Source organism: Stenotrophomonas sp. YJH_SMC_81 (genome assembly GCF_059370875.1).
Genome location: NZ_JCAFUB010000002.1, coordinates 145284 through 168801 on the forward strand (window position 1 = coordinate 145284; position 23518 = coordinate 168801).

Below are 23518 nucleotides of genomic sequence, written 5' to 3' on the forward strand. Positions count from 1 at the left end.
TTTGATCTTCTCTTTCTTTTCCGTGGTGGACGCACACGGAAACTGTCCGTGGCCGGGCGGGATGGGTTTGCGGGGGTGTCCGCGGCATGGATGCCGCGGCCAAGCCTCCACGGACGGATTCACGGCGTCCCCCGCAAACCCATCCCGCCCGGCCGACCCCAAGGCTTCTGCCTTCAAACGCCGCCCACCACGAGGGGCTGCGCCGTCGGCTGGAAACCTAGATCGGTGCCAGCGCGGTGAATGGCGCCCACGGCAGGTTGCGCAGCAGCGCATAGCCGGGAAGCACCCAGAGCCAGAACATGGGATTGCCCAGTATCCGCATCAGCGGATCGAGCACACGCGGACGGATGCCGGCGACGTTCAGCAGCATCAGCAGGAGGAAGGGCAGGCTGATGACCAGCAGCGGGTTCATCGCCATCGCGCCGGGCAGGTCGAAATGGACCAGCGAATACAGGCAGCGGGTGCTGCCACAGCCCGGGCAGTACAGGCCGGTCAGCGCGTACAGCGGGCAGCTCGGCAAGGGATTGCCGGCGGCATACGGATTGACGTTGCGCAGCACCAGTGCGGCACCGGCGGCCAGGCCGGTGGCGGCCAGCAGTGGTGCCCAGCGGGCCATTCGGGATCGGGTGGGCAGGGCGGACATGCAGCAACGGATCCGGCGCAGGCGCCGGATCCGTCCACGCGGATCAGTAGCCGCTGTTGCTCATCGCACCCATGCCGCCGAGAGCGACGATCAGGATGCCGTACAGCACGCCGACCACGACGGCGGCAATGGCCGACCAGATGGCCCACTTCTTGGCCTTGGCCGAGGATTCCTGGGCACCGGCGATGTCGCCAGCGGCCAGCTTGCCGTTGACCTGGGCGGCGTAGACGATCGACACGATGCCGGCCGGCAGGCAGCAGAACAGGGTGCTCAGGATGGCCCAGACCAGATTGTTCGGGACCTGCGGAGTGGCGGTATTCATGGGTTCAAGCTCCTTGATGGGTGGTGGTGGTGAATCATTGGTCGGAAAGAGCGCCCAGTACGGCCAAGCCGCCGAACAGCCCGAACCACAACAGCAACAGGACCGGCAGGGCCACGGCCGAAGCCACCGCCCACCAGCCCGCCTTGCGCGACGCGCTGTAGGCCCCCGGCAGGTCGCCGGCCGCGCGGCGGCCATCGACCTGGGAGGCATAGACGATCGACACCACGCCCAACGGCAGGCAGCAGAACAGCGTCGTCAGGATCGCCCAGACCAGATGGTTGGGGATGTAGACGGGACGGCTGAGCGGTGGCGGTTGATTCAAAGCAAGACTCCATTCCTTGGTGGCCGGCCTTGGTGCATTGGCCGAACCTCCCCCCTGTGGGTGCGTAATCTACCTCAACCTGCGCTGCATGTATGCGTTTACAGTCAGATGGTGGTGTGTGTGGCCCTTGACTGGGCGCTATTTGACGGGCCTATGTCATGAGACAGAGGCCGTCATTCCGGGGATTGGGGCTATCGCCTGGAAGCGCTACCGACGGCCGCCGGGCCGATCAGGCGTGATCGCCACGCAGGGCCCGCACCTGCGCCTCCAGCACCGGGGCGCGGGTGGCGTGGCCATCGACGGCCGGTGCCGCCACGACCTCGACGGTAGCGCGGAAACGGCGCGGCACCCGCATGCGGCCGAGGCGGCTGTCGCGGCGACTCCACATGCTCGACCACATGCCGCGCAGCGCCATCGGCACCACCGGCACCGGCCGGCGCTCGAGGATCTTCTCGACGCCGGACTTGAACGGCGCCATCTCCCCGTCGCGGGTCAGCGCACCCTCGGGGAAGATGCAGACCAGTTCGCCTTCGGCCAGCGCAGCGTCGATCTCGTCGAACGCCCGCTGCATCAGTGCCGGGTCTTCGCGCGCACCGGCGATCGGGATTGCCTTGGCGGTCCGGAAGATCCAGCGCATTACCGGGATGTTGAAGATCCTGTAGTACATGACGAAGCGCACCGGGCGCGGAATGGTCGCCGACAGGATCAGCGCGTCCATGTAGCTGACGTGGTTGCAGACCAGCAGCGCGGCGCCTTCGTCGGGCACGTTGGCCTCGATGCCGTGCGGGCGCAGCCGGTACAGGGTGCGCACCATCAGCCAGCTGAGGAAGCGCATCAGGAATTCAGGGACGATGGTGAAGATGTAGATCGCCACCAGCGCGTTGGCGATGGCCAGCGCCAGGAACTGCTGCGGAATGGTCCAGTGCAGCAGCGTGTGCGCGGCCAGCGACAGCAACGCCGCAGCGACGATGAAGCCCGAGTTCTGGATGTTCAGTGCGGCGAACACGCGCGACATCTGCGCCTTCGGCGTGCGGCTCTGGATCAGCGCGAACAGCGGCACCACGAAGATGCCGGTGAACAGGCCGATGCCGATCAGGTCGATGACGATGCGGATGCTGCCGGGCTGCTGCAGGAACGGCGCGATGGTCAGTCCGTGCACCGTCGCTTCGCCGCTGCGGGCGAAGTACAGGTCGAGCAGGAACGCGGTCATGCCGAACGCCCCCAGCGGTACCAGGCCGATTTCCACCGTACGGGCTGACAGCTTCTCGCACAGCAGCGAGCCGACGCCGGTGCCCACCGAGAACAGGGCCAGCGCGAAGATGTACAGGGTCGGCTCGCCGCCCAGGTTGGTCACCGCGTAGGCCGGTAGCTGCGAGGTCAGCACGGTGCCAACGAACCAGAACCAGGACACGCCCAGGATCGAGTTGCGCACGGCCTTCTGCTGGCGCGCCATGCGCAGTACCGCGAGCGATTCCGGCAACGGGTTCCAGTTGATCTTCAGGGTCGGGTCGCCTGCATCGACCCTGGGAATCAGGCGCGCGGCGATGTTGCCGCAGATCGCCAGGGCGATGATCGCGCACGCAGCCACCACCGTGCCGTGGCTCCCGGCCACGGTGAACACCAGGCCGCCGACGATCATGCCGGAGAGGATCGACATCGAGGTCCCCATCTCGACCAGGCCGTTGCCGCCGGTCAGTTCCTCGGGCCTGAGCACCGACGGCAGCACCGAATACTTCACCGGGCCGAACAGGGTCGATTGCATGCCGGTGCAGAACAGGGCGACCAGCAACACCGGCAGGCTCTGGGTGAGGAAGCCGGCCGCCGCCAGCGACATGATCACGATCTCCATGGTGGTGGTGATCACGATCAACCGCGATTTTTCCAGTTTGTCGGCGATCTGCCCGGCCAGTGCCGAGAACAGGAAATACGGCAGGATGAAGATGGCCGGTGCCAACGTGGCGTACAGCCCGAGTTCCTCCTCTGGCACGGCCATGAACAGCAACATGCTGATGATCGCTTGCCGGTACACGTTGTCGTTGAAAGCACCGAGCGCCTGTACCACGAAGAACGGCAGGAAACGGCGCTGGCGGAGCAGGGCAAACTGGTTGTGACCGGACATGGAACCTCCTTGACCGGCGCAGCCTAGCATTCCTGCCCATCCGCTGTGGGTGCGGACCTGTGGGTGCGGACCGTTGGTCCGCACACCTGCCGTCGGACTCAGACGATATCGTCGACCACGCCACCATCCACGCGCAGTGCCGCACCGGACGTGGCCGAAGCCTGCGGCGACGCCAGGTACACCACCATGTTGGCCACTTCCTCGACCGTGGCAGTGCGCTGGATCACCGAGGACGGCCGGTGTGCCATCACGAACTCGCGGCCGATCTGCTCCAGCGGCTTGCCGCTGCGCCGGCGTTCATCCTCGAACATCGCCGCGAAGCCATCGGACAGGGTCGGGCCAGGCAGCACCGCGTTGACGGTGACGCCGCTGCCGGCCACGCGCTTGGCCAAGCCGCGCGACAGTGACAGCTGCGCGGTCTTGCTGACCCCGTAATGGATCATGTCGACCGGGATGTTGCGCGCCGATTCGGACGAAATGAACAGCACGCGGCCCCAGCCGGCATCGACCATCGCTGGCAGCAGCGCACGCGACAGGCGTACGCCGGACATCACGTTGGTCTGCCAGTAGCGCTCCCAGGTGGCGTCATCGGTCTGGAAGAAATCCTCTGGGCCGAAGATGCCAGCGTTGTTGACCAGGATGTCGACCCTCGGCAGCCCAGCCAGCAGCGTATCGACACCGGCCGCATCGGAGAGGTCGGCGGCGACACCCAATACGTCGGCTCCCGGCACGGCCGCGAGCAGATGCTGGCGGGCGCGCTCGACGCTGCTGGTGCTGCGGCCATTGACAATGACCCGCGCACCAGCGCTGGCCAGGCCTTGGGCGATGGCCAGGCCGATGCCGGCGGTGGAGGCGGTGACCAGCGCGGTGCGGCCGCTGAGTTCGATTTTCATGGTGATGATCCGGGGCGGGAGCTGCCCAGTATCCGCGTGGCGGCGTGATCGAACTGCATCGCCCGGTGCAACGCGCCGTTGCACGCGGCGCAGCAGATCCACGCCATGCGTGGATGGGATGCCCGATCAGCGATGAGGGATCAGGTCAGGTTGGTCACCGCCTCATTGGCCGCGGCACGCACCTTCGGCAGCATGCGCAGTACCAGCGCCATCTGGGTACGGATCAACTGCAGTTTCGGCGGCATCGCCTCGTCGATCTGCTCCAGCTCGGCAGCCACCGCGCGGTCGGCGTCGTTGTCATCGTCCGCGACGGGTTGCCGCGCGGTCAGCGCCGTCGCCAGCTGCTGAAGTGCCTTGCGCACGCGATCGCCCGCGGCCAGCGCCAGTGGATCGCCTGCGTAGCTGTCCACCTGGTCGCGGTGCGCACCCAGCGCCGACAGATGCCCCAGCAGCGTGTTGGACAGCGCCAGGAAGCGGAAGCCGGCATCCAGGTTGCGGCGCACGTGGCCGGGTTCGCGCAGCATGTTCGACAGTGCGGTGGACAGCGCGGCGTCGGCGTTGTGCATGTCGCGGCGGGCGATGCGGTAGGCCAGGTCGTCGCGCATGCCGCTGCGGTACTGGCCCAGCACCGAATCCAGGTAGCGAGCGGCAGTGTCCAGCACGCGTGCCAGGACGAGATGCAACTGGCGGCCCTGCCAGTCGGGCAGGATCAGGAACGCTGCCGCCGCTGCGATCGCGCAGCCCAACAGCGTATCGACCATGCGCGGTACGATCAGCACGAAGCCATCGCCGATCAGGTTGAAGCAGGTCAGCGCCATCACGGTGATCGCGGCTGATGCCACCAGGTAGCGGTCGGTGCGGGTGAAGAAGAACAACAGTGCCGACAGCAGTGCGATCAGCAGCTGTACGTGCAGCTGCGGGAACAGCTGCAGCAGTGCCCAGGTCATCACCAGTCCGGCGACGGTGCCGACGATGCGCTGTGCCAGGCGCTGGCGGGTGGCGCCGAAGTTGGGCCGGCACACGAACACGATGGTCAGCAGTACCCATGAACCGTTCTGCGCATTGAACAGCCGGATCGCTGCAAAGCCGGCGATCAGTGCCAGTGCCATGCGCAGGCCATGGCGGAACAGCACCGAGCCGGGCGTGAGCTGCTGGCGGATGCGCACGCCCATCTCGCGCAGGGTATGCGGGTTGCTGTCGCGCAGGCGGGTGTCGACGTTGTCCAGGCTGGCTTCGGAACGTTCGGCATCCAGCAGGCGGCGCTCGATGCTGCGCAGGTTGTGAACCAGCAGGTCCAGCGAGCCGAGCAGGCGCTGCCACTGCGGGCGCTGCTGGTCACGCAGGTAGGCGAGCGCGTCGGCCAGGTCGCGCCCGGCCTGCTGGTTGCTTTCGCCGTATACGAACGGACGACGCAGCCGGATCGCCTCGCCCAGGCGGGCACAGGCCTGGCCCTGCAGGTCGAGCAGGCGCTGGCAGCGGTAAAGCACATCGCTGTGGAAGAAGGCGTCCACCAGCGCGCCATACGGGTAGTGCGAGGAACTGGCGCGCTCGTGGAAATCCTGTGCCATGTAATACAGGCGCAGGTACAGGCCGGAGTTCACGCCCGGCCGCCCGGAACGGCCGAAGCGGGCCAGGATCGCGGTCTTGGCCTCGTTCAACGCACCGACCACGCGCCGGTTCTGTTCCGCCAGGTCGAGCTGGCGACGTTGCAGGTCGGCTTCGCGCACCGGCTCGAACAGCGCAGCCTTCAGCTGCAGGTAGCGGCCCAGCTCAACGTACAGCCGCGCCACGCGTTCGCGCACCGGCCGGTTGGCGAACAGCGCAGTCCACAGGATCGACAGCAGCCCGTACCAGGCTGCACCGGCCAGCAGATGGCTGACCGCGTCCAGCGCGCTGTGCAGGTCGCTGGCGCCATGCTGCTCCAAGCCGATCATGGTGTAGATCGCCAGCGTCACCGTGGCCTGGGCAATGGATGCGTAGCGCTCACCGAGCGCGCCAAGCAGGGTCAGGCCGAAGGTGGACAGTGCCAGCGCGCCGATGAAGATCCACGGCCACGGGAACAGCCAGATCACCGAGGCTGCCGCAATGCAGAAGCACAACAGTGACAACACCACGGCCTTGATCCGGCCCCACCAGTTGTCGTCCGTTTCTGCGATGGCGCTTGCGATGATGCCGAGGAATACGCCGGGCAGGGCGGTCAGCGCGTCGAACTGCCAGCACACGGCCACGGCCGCGGTCAGCGCGATGAACACGCGCAGGCCGTAGCTGGCCTTTTCGTGGGCCCACAGGCGGCTGAGGCGGGATTGGCGGGCGGACATGCAGGCTCGGTGGAAGGGTCTTCCACCATTATTGCGGGCTGCGCGTGAAATATGGAGGGCGGACCAACGGTCCGCACCCACGGTGCTGCCGGGCCCTACATGTCGAACCGCACGCTCACAGCGAACGTGCGTGGCAGGCCTGTGCCGGCGTTGGACCAGTACCTCCGGTTGGCCAGGTTCTCGACGCTGGCGCGCACGGTCACCGGATGACCGGAGGCGAGCAGGCGGTAGCCGATGCCTGCATTGACCAGTGTGTAATCGGGCAGCTTCAGGGTGTTGTCGGCGTCGTACCAGACATCGCCGTAGTAGCGCACCGCGGCGTATGTTTCCAGGCCATCCACCCACGGCAGCTGGTAGGTGGCGTGCACGACCCCGCTCCAGCGCGCCGCACCGGCGGTACGGTTGCCCTCCTGTGCAGCGCTGGCCGGGGACAGCCTGTCGTAGGTCGGGTCCAGCCAGGTGACGCCTCCGCCAACCGTGAGGACATCGCTGAGGTGCAGGTCGGCACTGGCCTCGATGCCTTCGTACAGCGTGATGCCGTCCTGCACCAGGCGCTTGCCGGCCGGTGTGAATTCATCGATGTTGGCGCCACGCTCCAGCCGGAACACCGCCACGTTCGCGTTCCAGCGCGCGGCCTCGGCCTTCGCGCCGATCTCGTACTGCTTGCTGAGGGTCGGGTCGAGCACATCACCGGCGTTGATGTAGTTGTTGCCTACGCGGCTGCCCGCTTCCAGCGATTCGATGTAGCTGGCGTAGAGGGTGACCGCCTCGCTGGGCTTGAACATCACGGCATAGGTCGGTGTGACCGGATAGGTGTGGTAGCGGCCCTTGGTCTCGTAATCGTTGTAGCGCCAGCCCGCCAGCACCGACCAGCCGCTGCCGAGATCGACGGTATCGCTTGCGAACACGGCCTGCTGCACGGTCTCGTCGCCGCGGGTCATCACCCGTGAACCGACGGCGTCATGGCGGATGGCATGGCGCTGGTACAGGTTGGCGCGGCCGATCAGGCTCCATTCGTAGGGACGGTCCCAGCCCAGCCCGGTCTGGTGACTGATGCCTGCCACCACCTGATGCTGCAGCGGACCGGTGTGGAAGCTGCCCTGCAGCATCGCCTGCGCCAGCTTCCACTCGCTCTTGCCACCCAGTTCATAGACGTTGACGTCATAGTCGCCATTGGGCGAATCGATGTAGGCGAAGATCTTGTTGACGTCATTCCACGAGGTGGTGACGCCATAACTCAGGCTGGTTTTCCAGTCGCTGTTGATCTGCCAGTCCAAGCGGGTCGACAACAGGCTGGAACGAGTGTCGTAGTAGGTGCCGGGGACACTGTTGCCGGAATTCCCGGCGATCGGTCGTGGCAACGAGGTCAGTCCGCGGAAGTAGTACTGCGGCGATTCCTCGCGCAGGTCGCGTGACTGGAACACGCCGTCGAAGGTCCAGATCAGTGCGTCGCTCAGGCGCGCGTCCAGCGACAGTGCGCCCACCTTTCGATCGACGTGGCCACCGTTGAAGGTTTCGCCCTTTTCCCGGTAGGCGTTGAAACGATAACCGAACATCTGCTCGTTGCCGAAGCGGCCGCCGACGTCCATCCCGCCGCTGACGATGCCCTGCTCGCGCCAGCCCAGCTGGGCGGAGAAGGTGGGCGTGTCGGTCGGCTTCTTGGTGATGTAGTTGACGATGCCACCGGGGGCACCGAAACCGTAAAGGAATCCGCCCGGGCCTTTCAGCAGATCGACCTGTTCCATCACTTCCAGCGGCCACTCGGTACCCCACGAGGAGACCTGCAGGCCATTGACCCGATAGCTGTCGAAGTTCAGGTCGATGCCACGGTTGCGGATCGGCGAACTCCAGCCACTGGCATAGGCGCTGACCTGGGTGGTGACCGAAGGGTCGAGCAGGAACGCTTCGCCCAGCGAGACCACTTGGCGCTGCTCGATCTGCTCGCGGCCCACGGCGGTGATCGCAAACGGGGTATCACGCAGCACGCGATCACCAAGGGCGCCAGTATCGGCGTGGGTGCGTTCGGCGGTGACCTTCACCGCATCCAGATCGGTGGCACTGCGGTTCCGATGGGTGCGCTCGGGAACGGACTGGGCATGCGCGGCGCAGGCCAGTGACAGGGAAACGGCAAGCAGGGCCGGGCGGCAGAGTGGGTGCAGGAACATGGTTCAGTCATCCTCGGCGAACGGCCACGCGCCATCCGCCCGCATGGGGGGAAAGGTTGATGGCTGGGATCACGCAGGCTTGCCGGAGAGGGCAGCGGGGCGCCGCGAAGGGGCGCAGGACCATGGCTGGAGGGGAATTGTTCTCTTTTCGTTACAGCACGTCAAACCGGGAGGCGTGCGGACCAACGGTCCGCACCCACCCTCCGCGCCGGTGGTAGTGCCGGCCGCTGGCCGGCAGATTCGCAGTATCGAGAACTAGATCCACGCCATGCGTGGATGGGCTCTACTACGCCCGCTGCGCGCGCTTGAGCAGCTTCGCTTCGCGCCTGCGCGCGCGACGGGCGCGCCAGCGCTCGGCCAGGCAGGAGAAGATCACGTACAGTGCCGGCGTACTGAGCAGGGTCAGGCTCTGCGAGAACAGCAGGCCGCCGATCATCGCGATGCCCAGCGGGCGGCGCAGCTCGGACCCTTCACCCAGGCCGATCGCCAGCGGCACTGCGGCCAGGATCGCGACCATCGTGGTCATCATGATCGGGCGGAAGCGCACGATGCTGGCCTCGCGTGCGGCATCGCGCGGCGCCAGCCCATGCTCGCGCTGCGCCACCAGTGCGAAGTCGATCATCATGATCGCGTTCTTCTTGACGATGCCGATCAGCAGCACCAGCGCGATCATCGAGATCACCGACAGCTCGGTGTTGGTGCCGAACAGGGCCAGCAGCGCACCGACACCGGCCGCCGGCAGCGTGGACAGGATGGTGACCGGATGGATCAGGCTCTCGTAGAGCATGCCCAGTACCAGGTACACGGTCAGGATTGCGGCGAACACCAGGATCAGCATGTCGCTGGGATCGGAGTTGAAGCCGAAGCCCGCATCGTCGGCCAGGCGGATGTCGCCGGGCATGCGCATGCCGGCCACGGTCGCGTCGATGATCGCCTTGGCCTCGCCCATGCTCACGTTGGGAGCCAGGTTGTAGCTGAGGTCCATCGTCGTGTACTGGTTCTCGTGGGTGATCTGCGATGGGGCCAGGCCAGGCATCTGCGTGGCCACCGCGGTGATCGGCACCATGTCGCCGTTGCGCGCACGCACGTACACCTCATCCAGCGCCGCCGGGGTGGCGGTCTGCGAGGGCAGGGCATTGACCACCACGCTGTACTGGTTGATGTCCGAATAGATGGTGGAGATCTGGCGCTGGCCGAACGCACCATACAGCGCGCCGTCGATGGCGCCCACCGTGATGCCCAGGCGCGCGGCCTTTGCGCGGTCGATCTGGATGTTCTGGCGCAGGCCGGCATTGTCCACGTCGGTCCCGACGTCGCGCAGCTTCGGGTTCTTCTTCAGTTCCGCCTGCAGCTTGGGCAGCCATTCCTGCAGTGCGGCCAGGTCGTTGCCCTGCAGCGAGATGCGGTACTGCGCGCCCTGGCTGGAACCGCCGCCATCGTTGCTGGGCAGGTCCTGGATCGCGCGCAGGCGCAGCTGCAGGTCGGGATAGCGATCGGCCTTGGCGCTGAGGCGCGCCAACGCATGCGCGGTGGTTTCGCGGCGGCCGTCGCTGCGTGATTTCAGCTCGATGTTGAACTGTGCACTGGAGCCCTGGCGGCCGCTGCCCAGGCGTACACCCACCGTCTTCACCGCCGGGTCGGCCATCAGCATGTCGGTGATGCGGCGCTGGCGCGCGACCATGTCCTCGAACGACACGGTGGCACTGGAGTTGGCGCGGCCCCAGATCAGGCCGGTGTCCTGCGGCGGGAACGCGCCCTTCTTCACCGCGCCGAACAGGAAGATGGTGACGCCGATCAGGATCAGTGGCGTCAGCGACAGCAGCAGCGCGTGGCGCAGCGAGAAATCGAGGAACACGGTGTAGATGCGCAGCATCCGCTCGTGGCCGGCGTCCAGCCAGCGGCCGAAACGCGACGGCGGCGCGCTGTGGTCGTGCGCGCTGAGGAAGCGGCTGCACAGCGCCGGGGTCAATGTCAGCGAGACGATCATCGAAACCACGATGGCCGCCACCAGGGTGACGGTGAACTCGCGGAAGAACGCGCCCATCATGCCACTGGCGAACAGCAGCGGGATGAACACCGCCACCAGCGAGGCGGTGATCGAGACGATGGTGAAGCCGATCTCGCGCGCACCGGTCAACGCCGCCTGCATGCGCGGCATGCCTTCGTCGAGGTGGCGCATGATGTTCTCGATCACCACGATCGCATCGTCGACCACGAAGCCGATCGCGATCACCAGCGCCAGCAGGCTCAGATTGTTCAGGGTGAAGCCCATCACGTACATCACCAGCGCGGCGCCGGCCAGCGACAGCGGCACGGTCACCGCCGCGATCAGGGTGGGGGCCAGCCGGCGCAGGAACAGCGCCATGGTCAGCACCACCATCGCCAGGCTGATCAGCAGGGTGACCTGCACTTCATGCAGCGACGAACGGATGGTCGGCGTACGGTCGAAGTACGGCGTCATCGTGGTGCCCGGCTGCAGGTAGTCGCGCAGGGCCGGGATCTGCGCCTTGACCCGGTCTACGGTCTCCACGATGTTGGCGCCGGCGCGGGTGAACACGTACATCACCACCGCCGGCTTGTGGTCGAACCACGCCGCCTGGTAGGCATCCTGCTGGCCGTCGTAGACGTTGGCGATGTCCTTCAGCCGGATCACCCGGCCGTCGCCCTGGGTCTTGACCACCAGGTCGGCGAAGTCGGCGGCGCGCGCCACCGAGTCGTTGGCGATGATCGCCGTGGTGGTGTTGCCATCGCTGAGGAAGCCGGTGGGCGAGGTCACGTTGGCCGCGCGCACTGCGTTGCGCAGGTCATCGGCGGTCAGGCCCAACGCGTTCATCAGGCGCAGGTTGACATCCACGCGCACCGCAGGCGTCGACGCGCCAGCGATGTCGACCGAGGCGACGCCGCTGATCTGGCGGATGCGCTGCGCCAGCAGCGAGTCGGCCACGTTGTAGAGCTCGTCGGCCGACTGCGTCTGCGAGGTCAGCGCGATGGCGATCACCGGGTCGTCGTTCGGGTTCGCCTTCTGGTACATCGGCGAGCCCATGCCCGAGGGCAGGTCGGCCTGAGCCGAGTTGATCGCCGTTTGTACATCCAGTGCCGCCGAATCGATGTTGTGGCCGCTCTGGAAGATCATGAACACCAGCGAGCTGCCTTCCGAGCTCGACGAGCGCATGCGATCGATGCCCGGCAGCTGGCCGAGATGGCGTTCCAGCGGCGCGGTGACCGTCGAGGCCATGGTCGCCGCGTCGGCGCCGGACTGGCTGGCATGCACGAAGATCACCGGGATCTCGATGTTCGGCAGCGCCGATACGCCCAGGCGCAGGTAGCAGATCAGGCCGACCATGAACAAGCCGATGGCCAGCAGTGCGGTGCCGATCGGGCGGCGGATGAAGGGGCCGGACAGGTTCATCGTGCGGCCCCCCACGGCAGCGGGGCGTGGATCATGCCTGCGGCTCCTGCAGCGAACCGTCGCGCAGCGCACGCTGTTCGCGGCGGCGCGCCAGCCACTCGGAGAAGCGCTCCATGTACAGGTAGATCACCGGCGTGGTGTACAGGGTCACCAACTGCGACAGCAGCAGGCCGCCAACGATGGCGATACCCAGCGGGCGGCGCAGCTCCGAACCGATGCCGGTGCCCAGCGCCAGCGGCAGCGCGCCAAGCATGGCCGCGGCGGTGGTCATCATGATCGGGCGGAAGCGCAGCAGGCAGGCGCGGCGGATCGCCTCGTGCGCGTTGGCGCCGGCGCGGCGGGCTTCGATGGCGAAGTCGACCATCATGATGCCGTTCTTCTTGACGATGCCGATAAGCAGCACGATGCCGACGATGCCATCCACCGACAGGCTCAGCCCGCACAGCATCAGCGCCAGCAGCGCGCCGACACCGGCCGGCGGCAGGGTGGAGATGATCGTGATCGGGTGGATGTAGCTCTCGTAGAGCACGCCCAGCACGATGTAGATCACCACCAGCGAGGCCAGCAGCAGCCACACCACATCGGTCTGGCTGCCGGTGAATTCAGCGGCCTTGCCGATGAATTCGGCATGCAGGTGTGCCGGCATGTCCAGGCTGTCCTTGGTCTCCTGGATCGCTCGCACCGCTTCGGACAGCGAATAGCCCGGCGCCACGTTGAACGACACCGTCACCGCCGGCAGCTGCTGCTGGTGGCTGACCACCAGCGGTGCGCTGCTCACCTTGCCTTCGGCCAGCGCCGACAGCGGAATGATGTTGCCGGCGCCGACGGTGATGCCGGTGTTCTGCGCGCCGATGCCGGTGGCGGTGGACGAGTTGGAGGAGGTGACCTGGCCGAAGCTGGTGGCATTGGTGCCGGTCAATGCGCCGGCGCCGTTGGAGGCGACCGCCAGCTGTTCCATCAGCGCGGTGCTGGTGCGGAACTCCGGTGCCACTTCCAGCACCACGCGATACTGGTTGAGCTCGGTGAAGATGGTCGAGATCTGGCGCTGGCCGAACGCATCGTAGAGCGTGTCGTCGATGGTCTGCATCGGCACGCCCAGCACGCTGGCCTTGTCGCGGTCGATGTTCAGCTCCAGGGCGCGGCCCTGGTTGGACAGGTTGTTGTCGACGTCGGCCAGTTCCGGGCGCTTGCGCAGCGCTTCGGTCAGGCGCGTGGCCTGGGTCGCCACCGTCGCCGAATCCACGTCCGACAGCGAGTACTGGTACTCGGTGGCGGCCACGCGGGTATCCAGGGTCACGTCCTGTACCGGCTTCAGGTACAGCGCCACGCCCGGAATGCCCGCCACCGCCTTCTGCAGGCGCGGCAGGATCTCATCCAGGCCATCGCGCTCGCCGCGTTCCTTCAGCACGATCGACAGCTGGCCCTGGTTGAGCGTGGGATTCATGCTGCCCGCGCCAATGAAGGCCGACACGCCGGTCACATCCGGGTCCTGGCGCAGCGCTTCGGCCACCTGCCTGGTGCGCTGCTCCATCTGCGGGAAGGCGATGTTCTGGTCGGCCTGCACCACGCCGGTGATCAGGCCGGTGTCCTGTTCGGGCAGCAGGCCCTTGGGGATCAGCACGTACAGCAGCACGGTCAGCACCAGCGCGCCACCGGCCACGGCCAGGGTCAGGCGCTGGTGGCCCAGCACCCAGTCCAGGCTGTGCTCGTAGAGGCCGACGGTGCGCGTCCACAGGTTCTGCTTGCCGGCCGCTGCCGCGCGCTCATGCGCGTCCTCGCCCTCGGGCAGGGCGTCGGGCTTGAGCAGGTAGGCGCACATCATCGGGGTGAGCGTCAGCGAGATCAGCATCGACAGCACCACGGCGATGCTCAGCACCCACGCGAACTCGTGGAACAGGCGGCCGGTGACGCCGGGCATCAGCAGCAGCGGCAGGAACACCGCCACCAGCGAGACCGTCAGCGACAGCACGGTGAAGCCGATCTGGCGTGCGCCGATCTCGGCCGCTTCCTTGCCGCTCTTGCCCTGCTCGATGTAGCGCACGATGTTCTCGATCATCACGATCGCATCGTCGACCACGAAGCCGGTGGCCACCACCAGCGCCATCAGCGAGAGGTTGTCCAGCGACATGCCGGCGAAGGCCATCACCGCGAAGGTACCGGCCAGCGAGAGCGGTACTGCCACCGACGGGATGATCGTGGCCCACAGGCGGCGCAGGAACACGAAGATCACCGCCACCACCAGGCCGATGGTGAGGATCAGGGTGAACTGCACCTCATGCACCGAGGCGCGGATGGTCTCGGTGCGATCGTTGAAGATTTCCAGGTGCACGTCGGCCGGCAGCACGCCCTGCAGCTGCGGCAGGATCGCGCGGATGCGCTCAACGGTCTGCACGATGTTGGCGCCCGGCTGGCGGCGCACTTCCAGCAGCACCGCCGGCTTGCCATCGGCCCAGGCGGCCAACTGGTCGTTCTCCACGCCATCGATCACCTCGGCCACGTCCGACAGCCGCACCGGGCGGCCATTCTTGTAGCTGATGATGGTGTCGCGGTACTCGGCGGCGCTGGCCAGCTGGTCGTTGGTGCCGATGCTGTAGGACTGGGTCTTGCCGTTCAACGAGCCCTTGGGCGCATTGACGTTGGCCTGGGTCAGCGCGCTGCGCAGCTGTTCCAGGGTCAGCCCCATGTTCGACAGCTGCGCCGGATTGACCTGGATGCGCACGGCGGGCCGCACGTTGCCGGCAATCGAGACCAGGCCCACGCCCTGCACCTGCGACAGGCGCTGGGCCAGGATGGAATCGGCGTAGTTGTTGACGTCGCGCAGCGGGCGCGTGTCAGAGGTCAGCTTCAGGGTGACGATGGCCGCGTCGGCCGGATTCACCCGGTTGTAGACCGGCTGGTAGGGCAGCGACGAGGGCAGGGTGGCCTGGCGGATCGCCGCCTGCACGTCCTGCGCGGCGATGTCGATGTCGCGGTCCATCGAGAACTGCAGGATGATCGTCGACAACCCGGCCGACGAGTCCGACGTCATCAGTTCCAACCCGGAGATCTGCCCGAACTGGCGCTCCAGCGGGGTGGTGACCAGCGAGGCCATGGTGGTGGCATTGGCGCCGGGGTACTGGGTGGTGACCACCAGGCTGGGCGCATCGATTTCCGGCAGCGCCGACACCGGCAGCTTGCGGTAACCGAGGATGCCCAGCAGCAACAGGCCCGCCATCAACAGCGAGGTGGCGATCGGGCGGCGGATGAAGATCGTCGAAAAGCCCACGGACTGATCCTTGCTGGCACTTCAATGTCGGCGCCGGCGGGTCCGCCGGCGCGAGGGAGAACCGTGGCCTGCGCTCAGCGCGGGCCACCACCGCGACGGCCACCGCCGCCCGCGTTCTTCTGTTCGGCCGCCTTCAGTTCGGCCTCGGTCGGCGCGGCCGGGGTCTCGCCCGGCTTCAGCGCGGTGACCTTGCTGCCCGGCTTCAGGCGGAACTGGCCTTCGCTGACCACCCGCTCGCCGCCCTTGAGGCCTTCGGCGATCTGCACCTGGCTGTCGCCCACTTCCACGCCGCTGCGCACGGTCTGCATCTTCACCGTGTTGTCGCCCTGCACGACATAGACGTACTCGCCGTCCGGGCCACGCAGCACCGCCTGGGTCGGAATGACCACGCCGCCGCCGATGGTGCGCAGCTGCATGCGCACGTTGACGAACTGGCCCGGCCACAGGCCGTTGTCGGTGTTGTCGAATACGGCGCGCGCCTTGAACGTGCCGCTGTCGGCACTGATCAGGTTGTCGACCACATCGAGCTTGCCGTCGCCGGACAGCACGTGCGAATCGGCGCGGTCCAGCGCCGCCACGGGCACCGTGCCGGCGGCCTGCGCCTGGCGCACATCGCCGAGCTGGCGCTCGGGCAGGTTGAACAGCACGTGGATCGGATGGATCTGGGTCAGCGTGACCAGCGCGGTACCGGCGCTGACCACGTTGCCGGCGTCGACCGCACGGATGCCGGCGATGCCTGAGATCGGCGCGGTGACCCGGGTGTACTGCAGCTGCACCTGCGCCGAGCGCATGCTGGCCTCGTTGGCGGCCACGGCGCTTTCGTACTGTGCCACTTGGTTTCGCTGTGTATCCAGATCGGTCTTGGCGACGTACTGGCGATACTCCGGCGCGTTCGAGCGCTGGTAGTTGGAGCGCGCGGTGGCCAGCAGGGCCTCGTTCTGGCGCTTGGCTGCCGCGGCCTGGTCGTAGCTGGCCTGGGCGGTGCGCGGATCGATCACCGCCAGCACATCACCCTGCTTCACTTCCTGGCCTTCACGGAAATTCAGGCTCATCAGCTGGCCGCCGACCTGCGGGCTGACAGTGACGGTGTTCATCGCGGTCACCGTACCCAGCGCGCTGGCATACACCGGCACGTCCTGGCGCATGGCCTCCACCACGGTCACCGGCACTGGACCGGCATTCGGATCTTCGCCGCCCTGGCGCGCGCCCGCAGCAGGTTTTCCAGCCTTGTCCTTGCCCCCGCCGATGACGCGCAGGCCGACCACGGCCAGCACCAGGATCGCCACGACCAGCAGCACGATCTTCCAAACACGTGACATTACGAGGACTCCGAGAGGGCTGGACCGGACGGGACGCCGGGACAATGCGCAAAGCATACCTGTGCCACATCACGTTTCCTGCATGACGGATGGGACGGGCGCTAAGACCGGATGCGGCGCCGGAGGTTCCCGTGGCGCCGGTGTTGCCCTACATTCAGCTGGAACCCTCTTGCTGTGGAGATTGCGATGCGCCGTTCGCTGCTGCTGTCCGCCCTGCTGCTGGCCCTGCCGGCGCTTGCCCATGCCCAGGACGGGCAACGCCCGGAAGTGACCGCCGCCGCGCAGCGGCTGCAGGCCCGGGTGGTCGAATGGCGCCGTGATTTCCACCAGCACCCGGAGCTGTCCAACCGCGAGGCGCGCACCTCGGCCGAGGTCGCCAAGCGCCTGCGTGCGATGGGCCTGAAGCCGAAGACCGGCATCGCCCACCACGGCGTGGTGGCGATCATCGAAGGCGGCAAGCCGGGTCCGAAGATCGCGTTGCGCGCGGACATGGACGCGCTGCCGGTGACCGAGCAGACCGGCCTGCCGTTCGCCTCCAAGGCCACCGACCAGTACCGCGGGCAGACCGTGGGCGTGATGCATGCCTGTGGCCACGACGCGCACACCGCGACGCTGCTGGGCGTGGCCGAAGCGCTGGTATCAATGAAGAAGGACCTGCCGGGCCAGGTGATGCTGATCTTCCAGCCGGCCGAGGAAGGCGCGCCGCCGCCGGAAGAGGGCGGTGCGGCACTGATGCTGAAGGAAGGGCTGTTTGCCGATTTCAAGCCGGAGGCCGTGTTCGGCCTGCATGTGTTCTCCAGCGTGCAGGCCGGCCAGATCGCGGTGCGCGGCGGCCCATTGATGGCCGCCTCGGATCGCTTCGGGATCAAGGTGATCGGTCGCCAGACGCATGGCTCGGCACCGTGGAACGGTGTTGACCCGATCGTCGCCACCGCCGATCTGGTCGGCACCGCACAGACCATCGTCAGCCGCCGCGCCAACCTGTCCAAGCAACCGGCGGTGCTGACCTTCGGCGCGATCAACGGCGGCATCCGCTACAACATCATTCCCGATGAAGTGGAGATGGTCGGCACCATCCGCACCTTCGACGAAGGCATGCGCCAGCAGATCTTTGCCGACCTGCGCAACGTGGCCGAGCACACGGCCGCCGCGCACGGTGCGAAGGCGGTGACCGACATCTACGAATCGGAGGGCAACCCGGCCACGGTGAACGACCCGGCGCTGACCGCGAAGATGCTGCCGAGCCTGCAGGCGGTGGTCGGCAAGGACAATGTGTACGAGCCGCCGTTGCAGATGGGTGCGGAGGATTTCTCGCTGTACGCGAAGGAAGTGCCGGGCATGTTCTTCTTCGTCGGGTCCACCAGCGTGGGCATCGACCCGGCGACGGCGCCGGCCAACCATTCGCCGAAGTTCCTGCTGGATGAGAAGGCACTGGATGTGGGACTGCGGGCGTTGCTGCAGGTGAGCCTGGATTACCTGCACGGTGCCGGCACTCCTGCGGGGTAAGGGTTACCGGCAGGGCTTGCAGCCCTGGGTACGCGACATCGCATGCGCGCTGTCGCTCCCACAGTTCGCTGCGCGAACGGTGGGCCCCCCTTACCAGCTTCCAGACCCCTGCCGCTTCGCGGCCGCCCCCTGACTCAGGGGGCTTTCCTCCAGACCCGATCCCGTGGCTTGCCGGTAGATCCACGCCATGCGTGGATGGCAGACATCGAAAATGTCCGAAGGATCGGATTTTGATTTTCTGATCTTTCCCGTGGTGGATCGGCGGCAGAAATGTGTCGGGGGGCCGGGCGGGTGGGGCTGGCGGGGTATCCGCGCCATGGATGGCGCGGCTAAGCCTCCAGGGACGGATTCACGGCGTCCCCGCCAGCCCCATCCGCCCGGCCCACTCCCGGGAATCCAGGCTTTCGACGACCCAACACCCCACCACGGAGGGGGCTCCGCCGTTGGCCGGCCGGCCGAAGGCCCGCCCTCCGCGCGATACAATGCCCACCATGAACACCCCACAGGATTCCAGCCTCGGTCGCGAGGTCAGTTACCCGTCGCAGTACGATCCCGGCCTGCTGTTCCCGATCCCCCGTAGCGGTGCCCGCGTCGAGATCGGCCTCGATGACGCCGCGCTGCCGTTCGTCGGCCACGACCGCTGGCATGCCTTCGAGCTGAGCTGGCTCGATCCGCGCGGCAAGCCGCAGGTGGCCGTCGCCACCGTGCAGGTGCCGTGCACCTCGCCGCAGTTGATCGAATCGAAGTCGTTCAAGCTGTACCTCAACTCCCTCAACAGCACCCGCGTCGACAGCGCCGAGGCACTGCGCGAGCGCCTGGTGGCGGATCTGTCGGCCTGCGCCGGTGCGCCGGTCCAGGTCGAGTTCGGCCTGCCGGAGCTGCGAGAGACGCCGCTCGGCGAATCCATCGACGGGCTGGACGTGGAGATCGATTGCTACGGCCCGCCGCAGGCCGACTTCCTTGCCGCCGATGCGGGCGAGGTGGTGGAGGAGACCCTGGTTTCGGCGTTGCTGAAGTCCAACTGCCCGGTCACCGGCCAGCCGGACTGGGCCACGGTCAGCCTGCGTTACCGTGGGCCGAAGATCGACCGCGCCGGCCTGCTGCGCTATCTGGTCAGCTATCGCGAGCATGCGGAGTTCCACGAGCAGTGCGTTGAGCGGATCTTCAGCGAGGTGTCCGCGCGCTGCCGGCCGCACTGGCTGGAAGTGGAGGCTCGCTACACCCGCCGTGGTGGCCTGGACATCAACCCCTGGCGTGCCAGCCCCGGCATCGCCGCCCCGGCTGCGACCTACCGCGAGCTGCGGCAGTAACCGCCGCAGTCGGTTACCCCCTTGTGCCGGGCCATGCCCGGCGAGCGCCGGCCAGCGGACGGCACTACCATGGTTCGCAGGCGGTTACGGGTAGTGCCGGCCGCTGGCCGGCAATCGGCCAAGGCCGGATCCCGTGGCACAGCCGGCCAGCGGACGGCACTACCGGGCGTCCATTCCCCCGATTGTTCAGCCGCCCCGGGGGCGGCTTCACATCTGCACCATCCCCATTTAACAACCGCCATGGCACCGTGCCAGTTACGTAGTCATGCAGACGGGAGTTGTGGATGAGTACCGAGAAGAAAGCCGATTTCTCCGGCGTCAGCAGCAGCGTCGACAGTACCGCCGAACAGGCACCGAAGGCGGACTTCTCCGGCGTCAGCGCTTCGGTGGACAGCACCGCAGACGTTGTCAGCGGCGGCACCTATACCGTGCAGAAGGGTGACTCGCTGTCGAAGATCGCCAAGCAGCATCTGGGCGACGCCAATGCCTGGAAGAAGATCTTCGAAGCCAACCGCGATGTGCTTGATGACCCGGACAAGATCTTCCCGGGCCAGACCCTGAAACTGCCGCCGAAGTAAGCCGGCCAGAGTGCCGTCCAACAATCCCTGGGAGGAACCCCGAATGATCAAGACCACCCCGCTCCAGACCGCCCTGATCGCCGCCCTGCTGGGCAGCGTCGCCCTGGTCGGTTGCAAGAAGAAAGAAGAGTCGACCGACAACAATGCCGCTCCGGCAGCGACTGCTCCGGCCGAACCGGCAGCACCGGCCCCGATGACCGGCGCGCCGCCGCCGATGGCCGAAGCCGCTGCTGTCAGCGTCTCGTCGGTCACGGTCGGCAAGACCGCAGCCGCCGACAAGTCGGTTGCGACGACGGCTTTGTTCGCGCCGAAGGACGACATCATCGTCTCGGTCAAGACCGACGGTGCTGCCAACAACGTCGCCGTTGGCGCGAAGCTGACCTACCAGGACGGCCAGGTGGCCGGCGAACAGAATGCCACGCTGAACACCAGCGGTGCGGAAACCACCAACGTCACCTTCAAGAATGCAAAGGGCTGGCCGGCCGGCAAGTACCGCGCCGAAGTCACCGTCGATGGCAAGGCGGCCGGAACGCCGCAGGAGTTCGAGGTCAAGTAAGTCCAGCCGACTCTCTCCCGGCAGGGCTCACGATGGACGCAGCCGCGAGGCTGCGTCCTTTTTTGTTGGGCGATGGTTGGCTTCATCCAGGCGTCGATGGATCACAGCGTTGCCGGCATCCAGTACCGCCGCGTATGGCGTGGCTTTGCCCCGCGCGACTGAAAACGCGACAATGCAGGGGTTTCCCCGCCGCGCGCCCACCCTGACGGCGACGGGGGAAAGCGTGGGGCCCCGCCTCGCGCGCGACACGGTTGCACGTGGCCCGGCGCTGGCGCCGGCCTTCCCCTGAGCATTGCTACAGAGTCCAAGTCCCCCATGTCCAAGATCCTCTACACGCTGACCGACGAAGCACCGTTCCTGGCCACCCAGTCGCTGCTGCCGATCGTTGACGCCTACACCGCCACGGCCGGCATCGTGGTGGAAACCCGTGACATCTCGCTGTCCGGCCGCATCCTGTCGCAGTTCCCGGAACTGCTGTCCGACGCGCAGAAGGTCAGCGACGACCTGGCCGAGCTGGGCCAGCTGGCGACCACCCCGGACGCCAACATCATCAAGCTGCCGAACATTTCCGCCTCGGTGCCGCAGCTGAAGGCGGCCATCAAGGAACTGCAGGACCAGGGCTACCCGCTGCCGGATTACCCGGAAACCCCGGCCGACGACCAGCAGCGCGACTACAAGGCGCGCTACGACAAGGTCAAGGGCAGCGCGGTGAACCCGGTGCTGCGCGAAGGCAACTCCGACCGCCGTGCACCGCTGTCGGTGAAGAACTACGCGCGCAAGCACCCGCACCGCATGGGCGCCTGGTCGGCCGATTCGAAGTCGCACGTCGCGCACATGGCCGCCGGCGATTTCTACGGCAGCGAAAAGTCGGCCACCCTGGCCAACGCCGGTTCGCTGAAGATCACCTTCCACGGCAAGGACGGCAGCGCCGTCGTGCTGAAGGAAAAGACCGCGGTCAAGGCCGGCGAGATCGTCGACGCCGCCGTGATGAGCCGCAAGGCACTGGCCGCGTTCCTCGGTGAGCAGATCGCCGATGCCAAGGCCCAGGGCGTGCTGTTCTCGCTGCACCTGAAGGCGACCATGATGAAGGTCTCCGACCCGATCATGTTCGGCGTGGCGGTCAATGAGTTCTACAAGGACGTGCTGGCCAAGCACGCCGACGTACTCAAGCAGGCCGGTTTCGACGCCAACAACGGCATCGGTGACCTGGCTGCGCGCCTGCCGTCGCTGCCGGAAGCCACCCGTGCTGCGATCGAAGCCGACCTGGCTGCCGAGTACGCACAGCGCCCGGGCGTGGCCATGGTCAACTCGGACAAGGGCATCACCAACCTGCACGTGCCGAGCGACGTCATCGTCGACGCCTCGATGCCGGCGATGATCCGCGACTCCGGCAAGATGTGGAACGCCGAAGGCAAGCTGCAGGACACCAAGGCCGTCATTCCGGACCGCTGCTACGCCGGCGTGTACCAGGCCGTCATCGACGACTGCAAGGCGCACGGCGCCTTCGACCCGGCCACCATGGGTTCGGTGCCCAACGTCGGCCTGATGGCACAGAAGGCCGAGGAGTACGGCTCGCACGACAAGACCTTCCAGATCGCTGCCGATGGCGTGGTCAAGGTCACCGACGATGCCGGCACCGTGGTGTTCGAGCACGCCGTGGAAGCCGGTGACATCTGGCGCATGTGCCAGACCAAGGACGCGCCGATCCAGGACTGGGTCAAGCTGGCCGTCGAGCGTGCCCGCCTGAGCAGCACCCCGGCCGTGTTCTGGCTGGATGCCGCCCGCGCCCACGACGCGCAGGTCATCGCCAAGGTCGAGCAGTATCTGAAGGACCACGACACCAACGGCCTGGACATCCGCATCCTGCCGCCGGTGGAAGCGACCGCGTTCTCGCTGGACCGCATCCGCAAGGGCGAGGACACCATCTCGGTGACCGGCAACGTGCTGCGCGACTACCTGACCGACCTGTTCCCGATCATGGAGCTGGGCACCAGCGCCAAGATGCTGTCGATCGTGCCGCTGATGGCCGGTGGTGGCCTGTTCGAGACCGGCGCCGGTGGTTCGGCCCCGAAGCACGTGCAGCAGTTCGTCGAAGAGGACTACCTGCGCTGGGATTCGCTGGGTGAGTTCCTGGCCCTGGCCGCGTCGCTGGAACACCTGGGCAACCGCTATGACAACGCCGCCGCCCGCGTGCTGGCCAAGGCGCTGGACGAAGCCAACGGCCAGTTCCTGGACAACGACAAGTCGCCGTCGCGCAAGCTCGGCGGCATCGACAACCGTGGCAGCCACTTCTACATCGCGTTGTACTGGGCGCAGGCCCTGGCCGCGCAGGACGAGGATGCTGCACTGAAGGCACGCTTCGCCCCGCTGGCCAAGGCGCTGACCGACAACGAGCAGAAGATCGTCGACGAGCTGATCGCGGTGCAGGGCAAGGCCGTGGACATCGGTGGCTACTACCGCCCGGACCCGGCCAAGGCCAGCAAGGCAATGCGCCCGAGCGCGACCTTCAACGCCGCGCTGGAGCAGCTGCGCGGCTGATCCTGCGCCGTTCGCCTGCTGCAACATGGAAACCCGCGCTTCGGCGCGGGTTTTCTTTTTCCGGGGCCGTGGGGGGTCAGATCCCTTTTGCGCGCAAAAGGGATCTGACCCCAGGCGATGAAACCGTGACATCCGTCAGCTGTCGGACTGCCGTCAACGGGGCATGAAACTTGCCCGCGATGGCTGTCGCAGAACCGACAGAAGGGGGCGTGCAACCGCCTTCAATCTGAGTAGTCGATCACGACGGTCTTCGTC

15 protein-coding genes are annotated in these 23518 nt (G+C 66.9%); 5 read left to right on the forward strand and 10 right to left on the reverse strand.

Annotated elements, in window-relative coordinates:
- Positions 1-217 precede the first annotated feature (217 nt).
- The 10 genes from AC5P8U_RS04280 to AC5P8U_RS04325 all read right to left on the reverse strand — a co-directional run bounded on the left by AC5P8U_RS04280 (position 218) and on the right by AC5P8U_RS04325 (position 16775).
- Positions 218-643 carry a DUF2752 domain-containing protein gene (locus tag AC5P8U_RS04280; RefSeq protein WP_151355416.1) on the reverse strand — a complete coding sequence of 142 codons (426 nt, stop codon included), beginning with the start codon at positions 641-643 and terminating at the stop codon, positions 218-220.
- Between the two features lie 43 nt (positions 644-686).
- Positions 687-965 (reverse strand): CD225/dispanin family protein, encoded by a 279-nt coding sequence (locus tag AC5P8U_RS04285; RefSeq protein WP_005419785.1) that lies wholly within the window; start codon positions 963-965, stop codon positions 687-689.
- Positions 966-999: 34 nt separating this feature from the next.
- Positions 1000-1287: a CD225/dispanin family protein gene (locus AC5P8U_RS04290; protein WP_005419784.1), complete on the reverse strand. Its 288-nt coding sequence runs from the start codon at positions 1285-1287 to the stop codon at positions 1000-1002.
- A 229-nt stretch (positions 1288-1516) separates the two neighbouring features.
- On the reverse strand, positions 1517-3406 hold the full coding sequence (locus AC5P8U_RS04295) for an MFS transporter (RefSeq protein ID WP_061478191.1): 1890 nt from the start codon (positions 3404-3406) through the stop codon (positions 1517-1519).
- Between the two features lie 98 nt (positions 3407-3504).
- On the reverse strand, positions 3505-4299 hold the full coding sequence (locus tag AC5P8U_RS04300; protein ID WP_111200489.1) for an SDR family NAD(P)-dependent oxidoreductase: 795 nt from the start codon (positions 4297-4299) through the stop codon (positions 3505-3507).
- 140 nt (positions 4300-4439) lie between these two features.
- Positions 4440-6617: a YccS family putative transporter gene (gene yccS, locus AC5P8U_RS04305; RefSeq protein ID WP_495213940.1), complete on the reverse strand. Its 2178-nt coding sequence runs from the start codon at positions 6615-6617 to the stop codon at positions 4440-4442.
- A gap of 95 nt (positions 6618-6712) precedes the next feature.
- Positions 6713-8782: a TonB-dependent siderophore receptor gene (locus AC5P8U_RS04310; RefSeq protein WP_495213941.1), complete on the reverse strand. Its 2070-nt coding sequence runs from the start codon at positions 8780-8782 to the stop codon at positions 6713-6715.
- A 286-nt stretch (positions 8783-9068) separates the two neighbouring features.
- Positions 9069-12191: an efflux RND transporter permease subunit gene (locus AC5P8U_RS04315; RefSeq protein ID WP_151354874.1), complete on the reverse strand. Its 3123-nt coding sequence runs from the start codon at positions 12189-12191 to the stop codon at positions 9069-9071.
- A 31-nt stretch (positions 12192-12222) separates the two neighbouring features.
- Entirely contained in the window at positions 12223-15456 is a 3234-nt protein-coding gene (locus AC5P8U_RS04320; RefSeq protein WP_072168924.1) for an efflux RND transporter permease subunit, read from the reverse strand.
- 74 nt (positions 15457-15530) lie between these two features.
- Positions 15531-16775, reverse strand: a complete 1245-nt coding sequence (locus AC5P8U_RS04325; protein ID WP_353762327.1) for an efflux RND transporter periplasmic adaptor subunit — start codon at positions 16773-16775, stop codon at positions 15531-15533.
- Between the two features lie 186 nt (positions 16776-16961).
- Between AC5P8U_RS04325 and AC5P8U_RS04330 the strand changes: the two genes are divergently transcribed.
- From AC5P8U_RS04330 to AC5P8U_RS04350, 5 genes are all read left to right on the forward strand, one after another.
- Positions 16962-18281 (forward strand): M20 family metallopeptidase, encoded by a 1320-nt coding sequence (locus tag AC5P8U_RS04330; protein WP_006473586.1) that lies wholly within the window; start codon positions 16962-16964, stop codon positions 18279-18281.
- A gap of 491 nt (positions 18282-18772) precedes the next feature.
- Positions 18773-19591, forward strand: a complete 819-nt coding sequence (queF, locus tag AC5P8U_RS04335; RefSeq protein WP_439426445.1) for an NADPH-dependent 7-cyano-7-deazaguanine reductase QueF — start codon at positions 18773-18775, stop codon at positions 19589-19591.
- 284 nt (positions 19592-19875) lie between these two features.
- Positions 19876-20169 (forward strand): LysM peptidoglycan-binding domain-containing protein, encoded by a 294-nt coding sequence (locus AC5P8U_RS04340; protein ID WP_049410686.1) that lies wholly within the window; start codon positions 19876-19878, stop codon positions 20167-20169.
- Positions 20170-20212: 43 nt separating this feature from the next.
- Positions 20213-20725: a hypothetical protein gene (locus AC5P8U_RS04345; RefSeq protein ID WP_072169182.1), complete on the forward strand. Its 513-nt coding sequence runs from the start codon at positions 20213-20215 to the stop codon at positions 20723-20725.
- A 315-nt stretch (positions 20726-21040) separates the two neighbouring features.
- Entirely contained in the window at positions 21041-23263 is a 2223-nt protein-coding gene (locus AC5P8U_RS04350) for an NADP-dependent isocitrate dehydrogenase (RefSeq protein ID WP_188240563.1), read from the forward strand.
- Positions 23264-23518 lie beyond the last annotated feature (255 nt).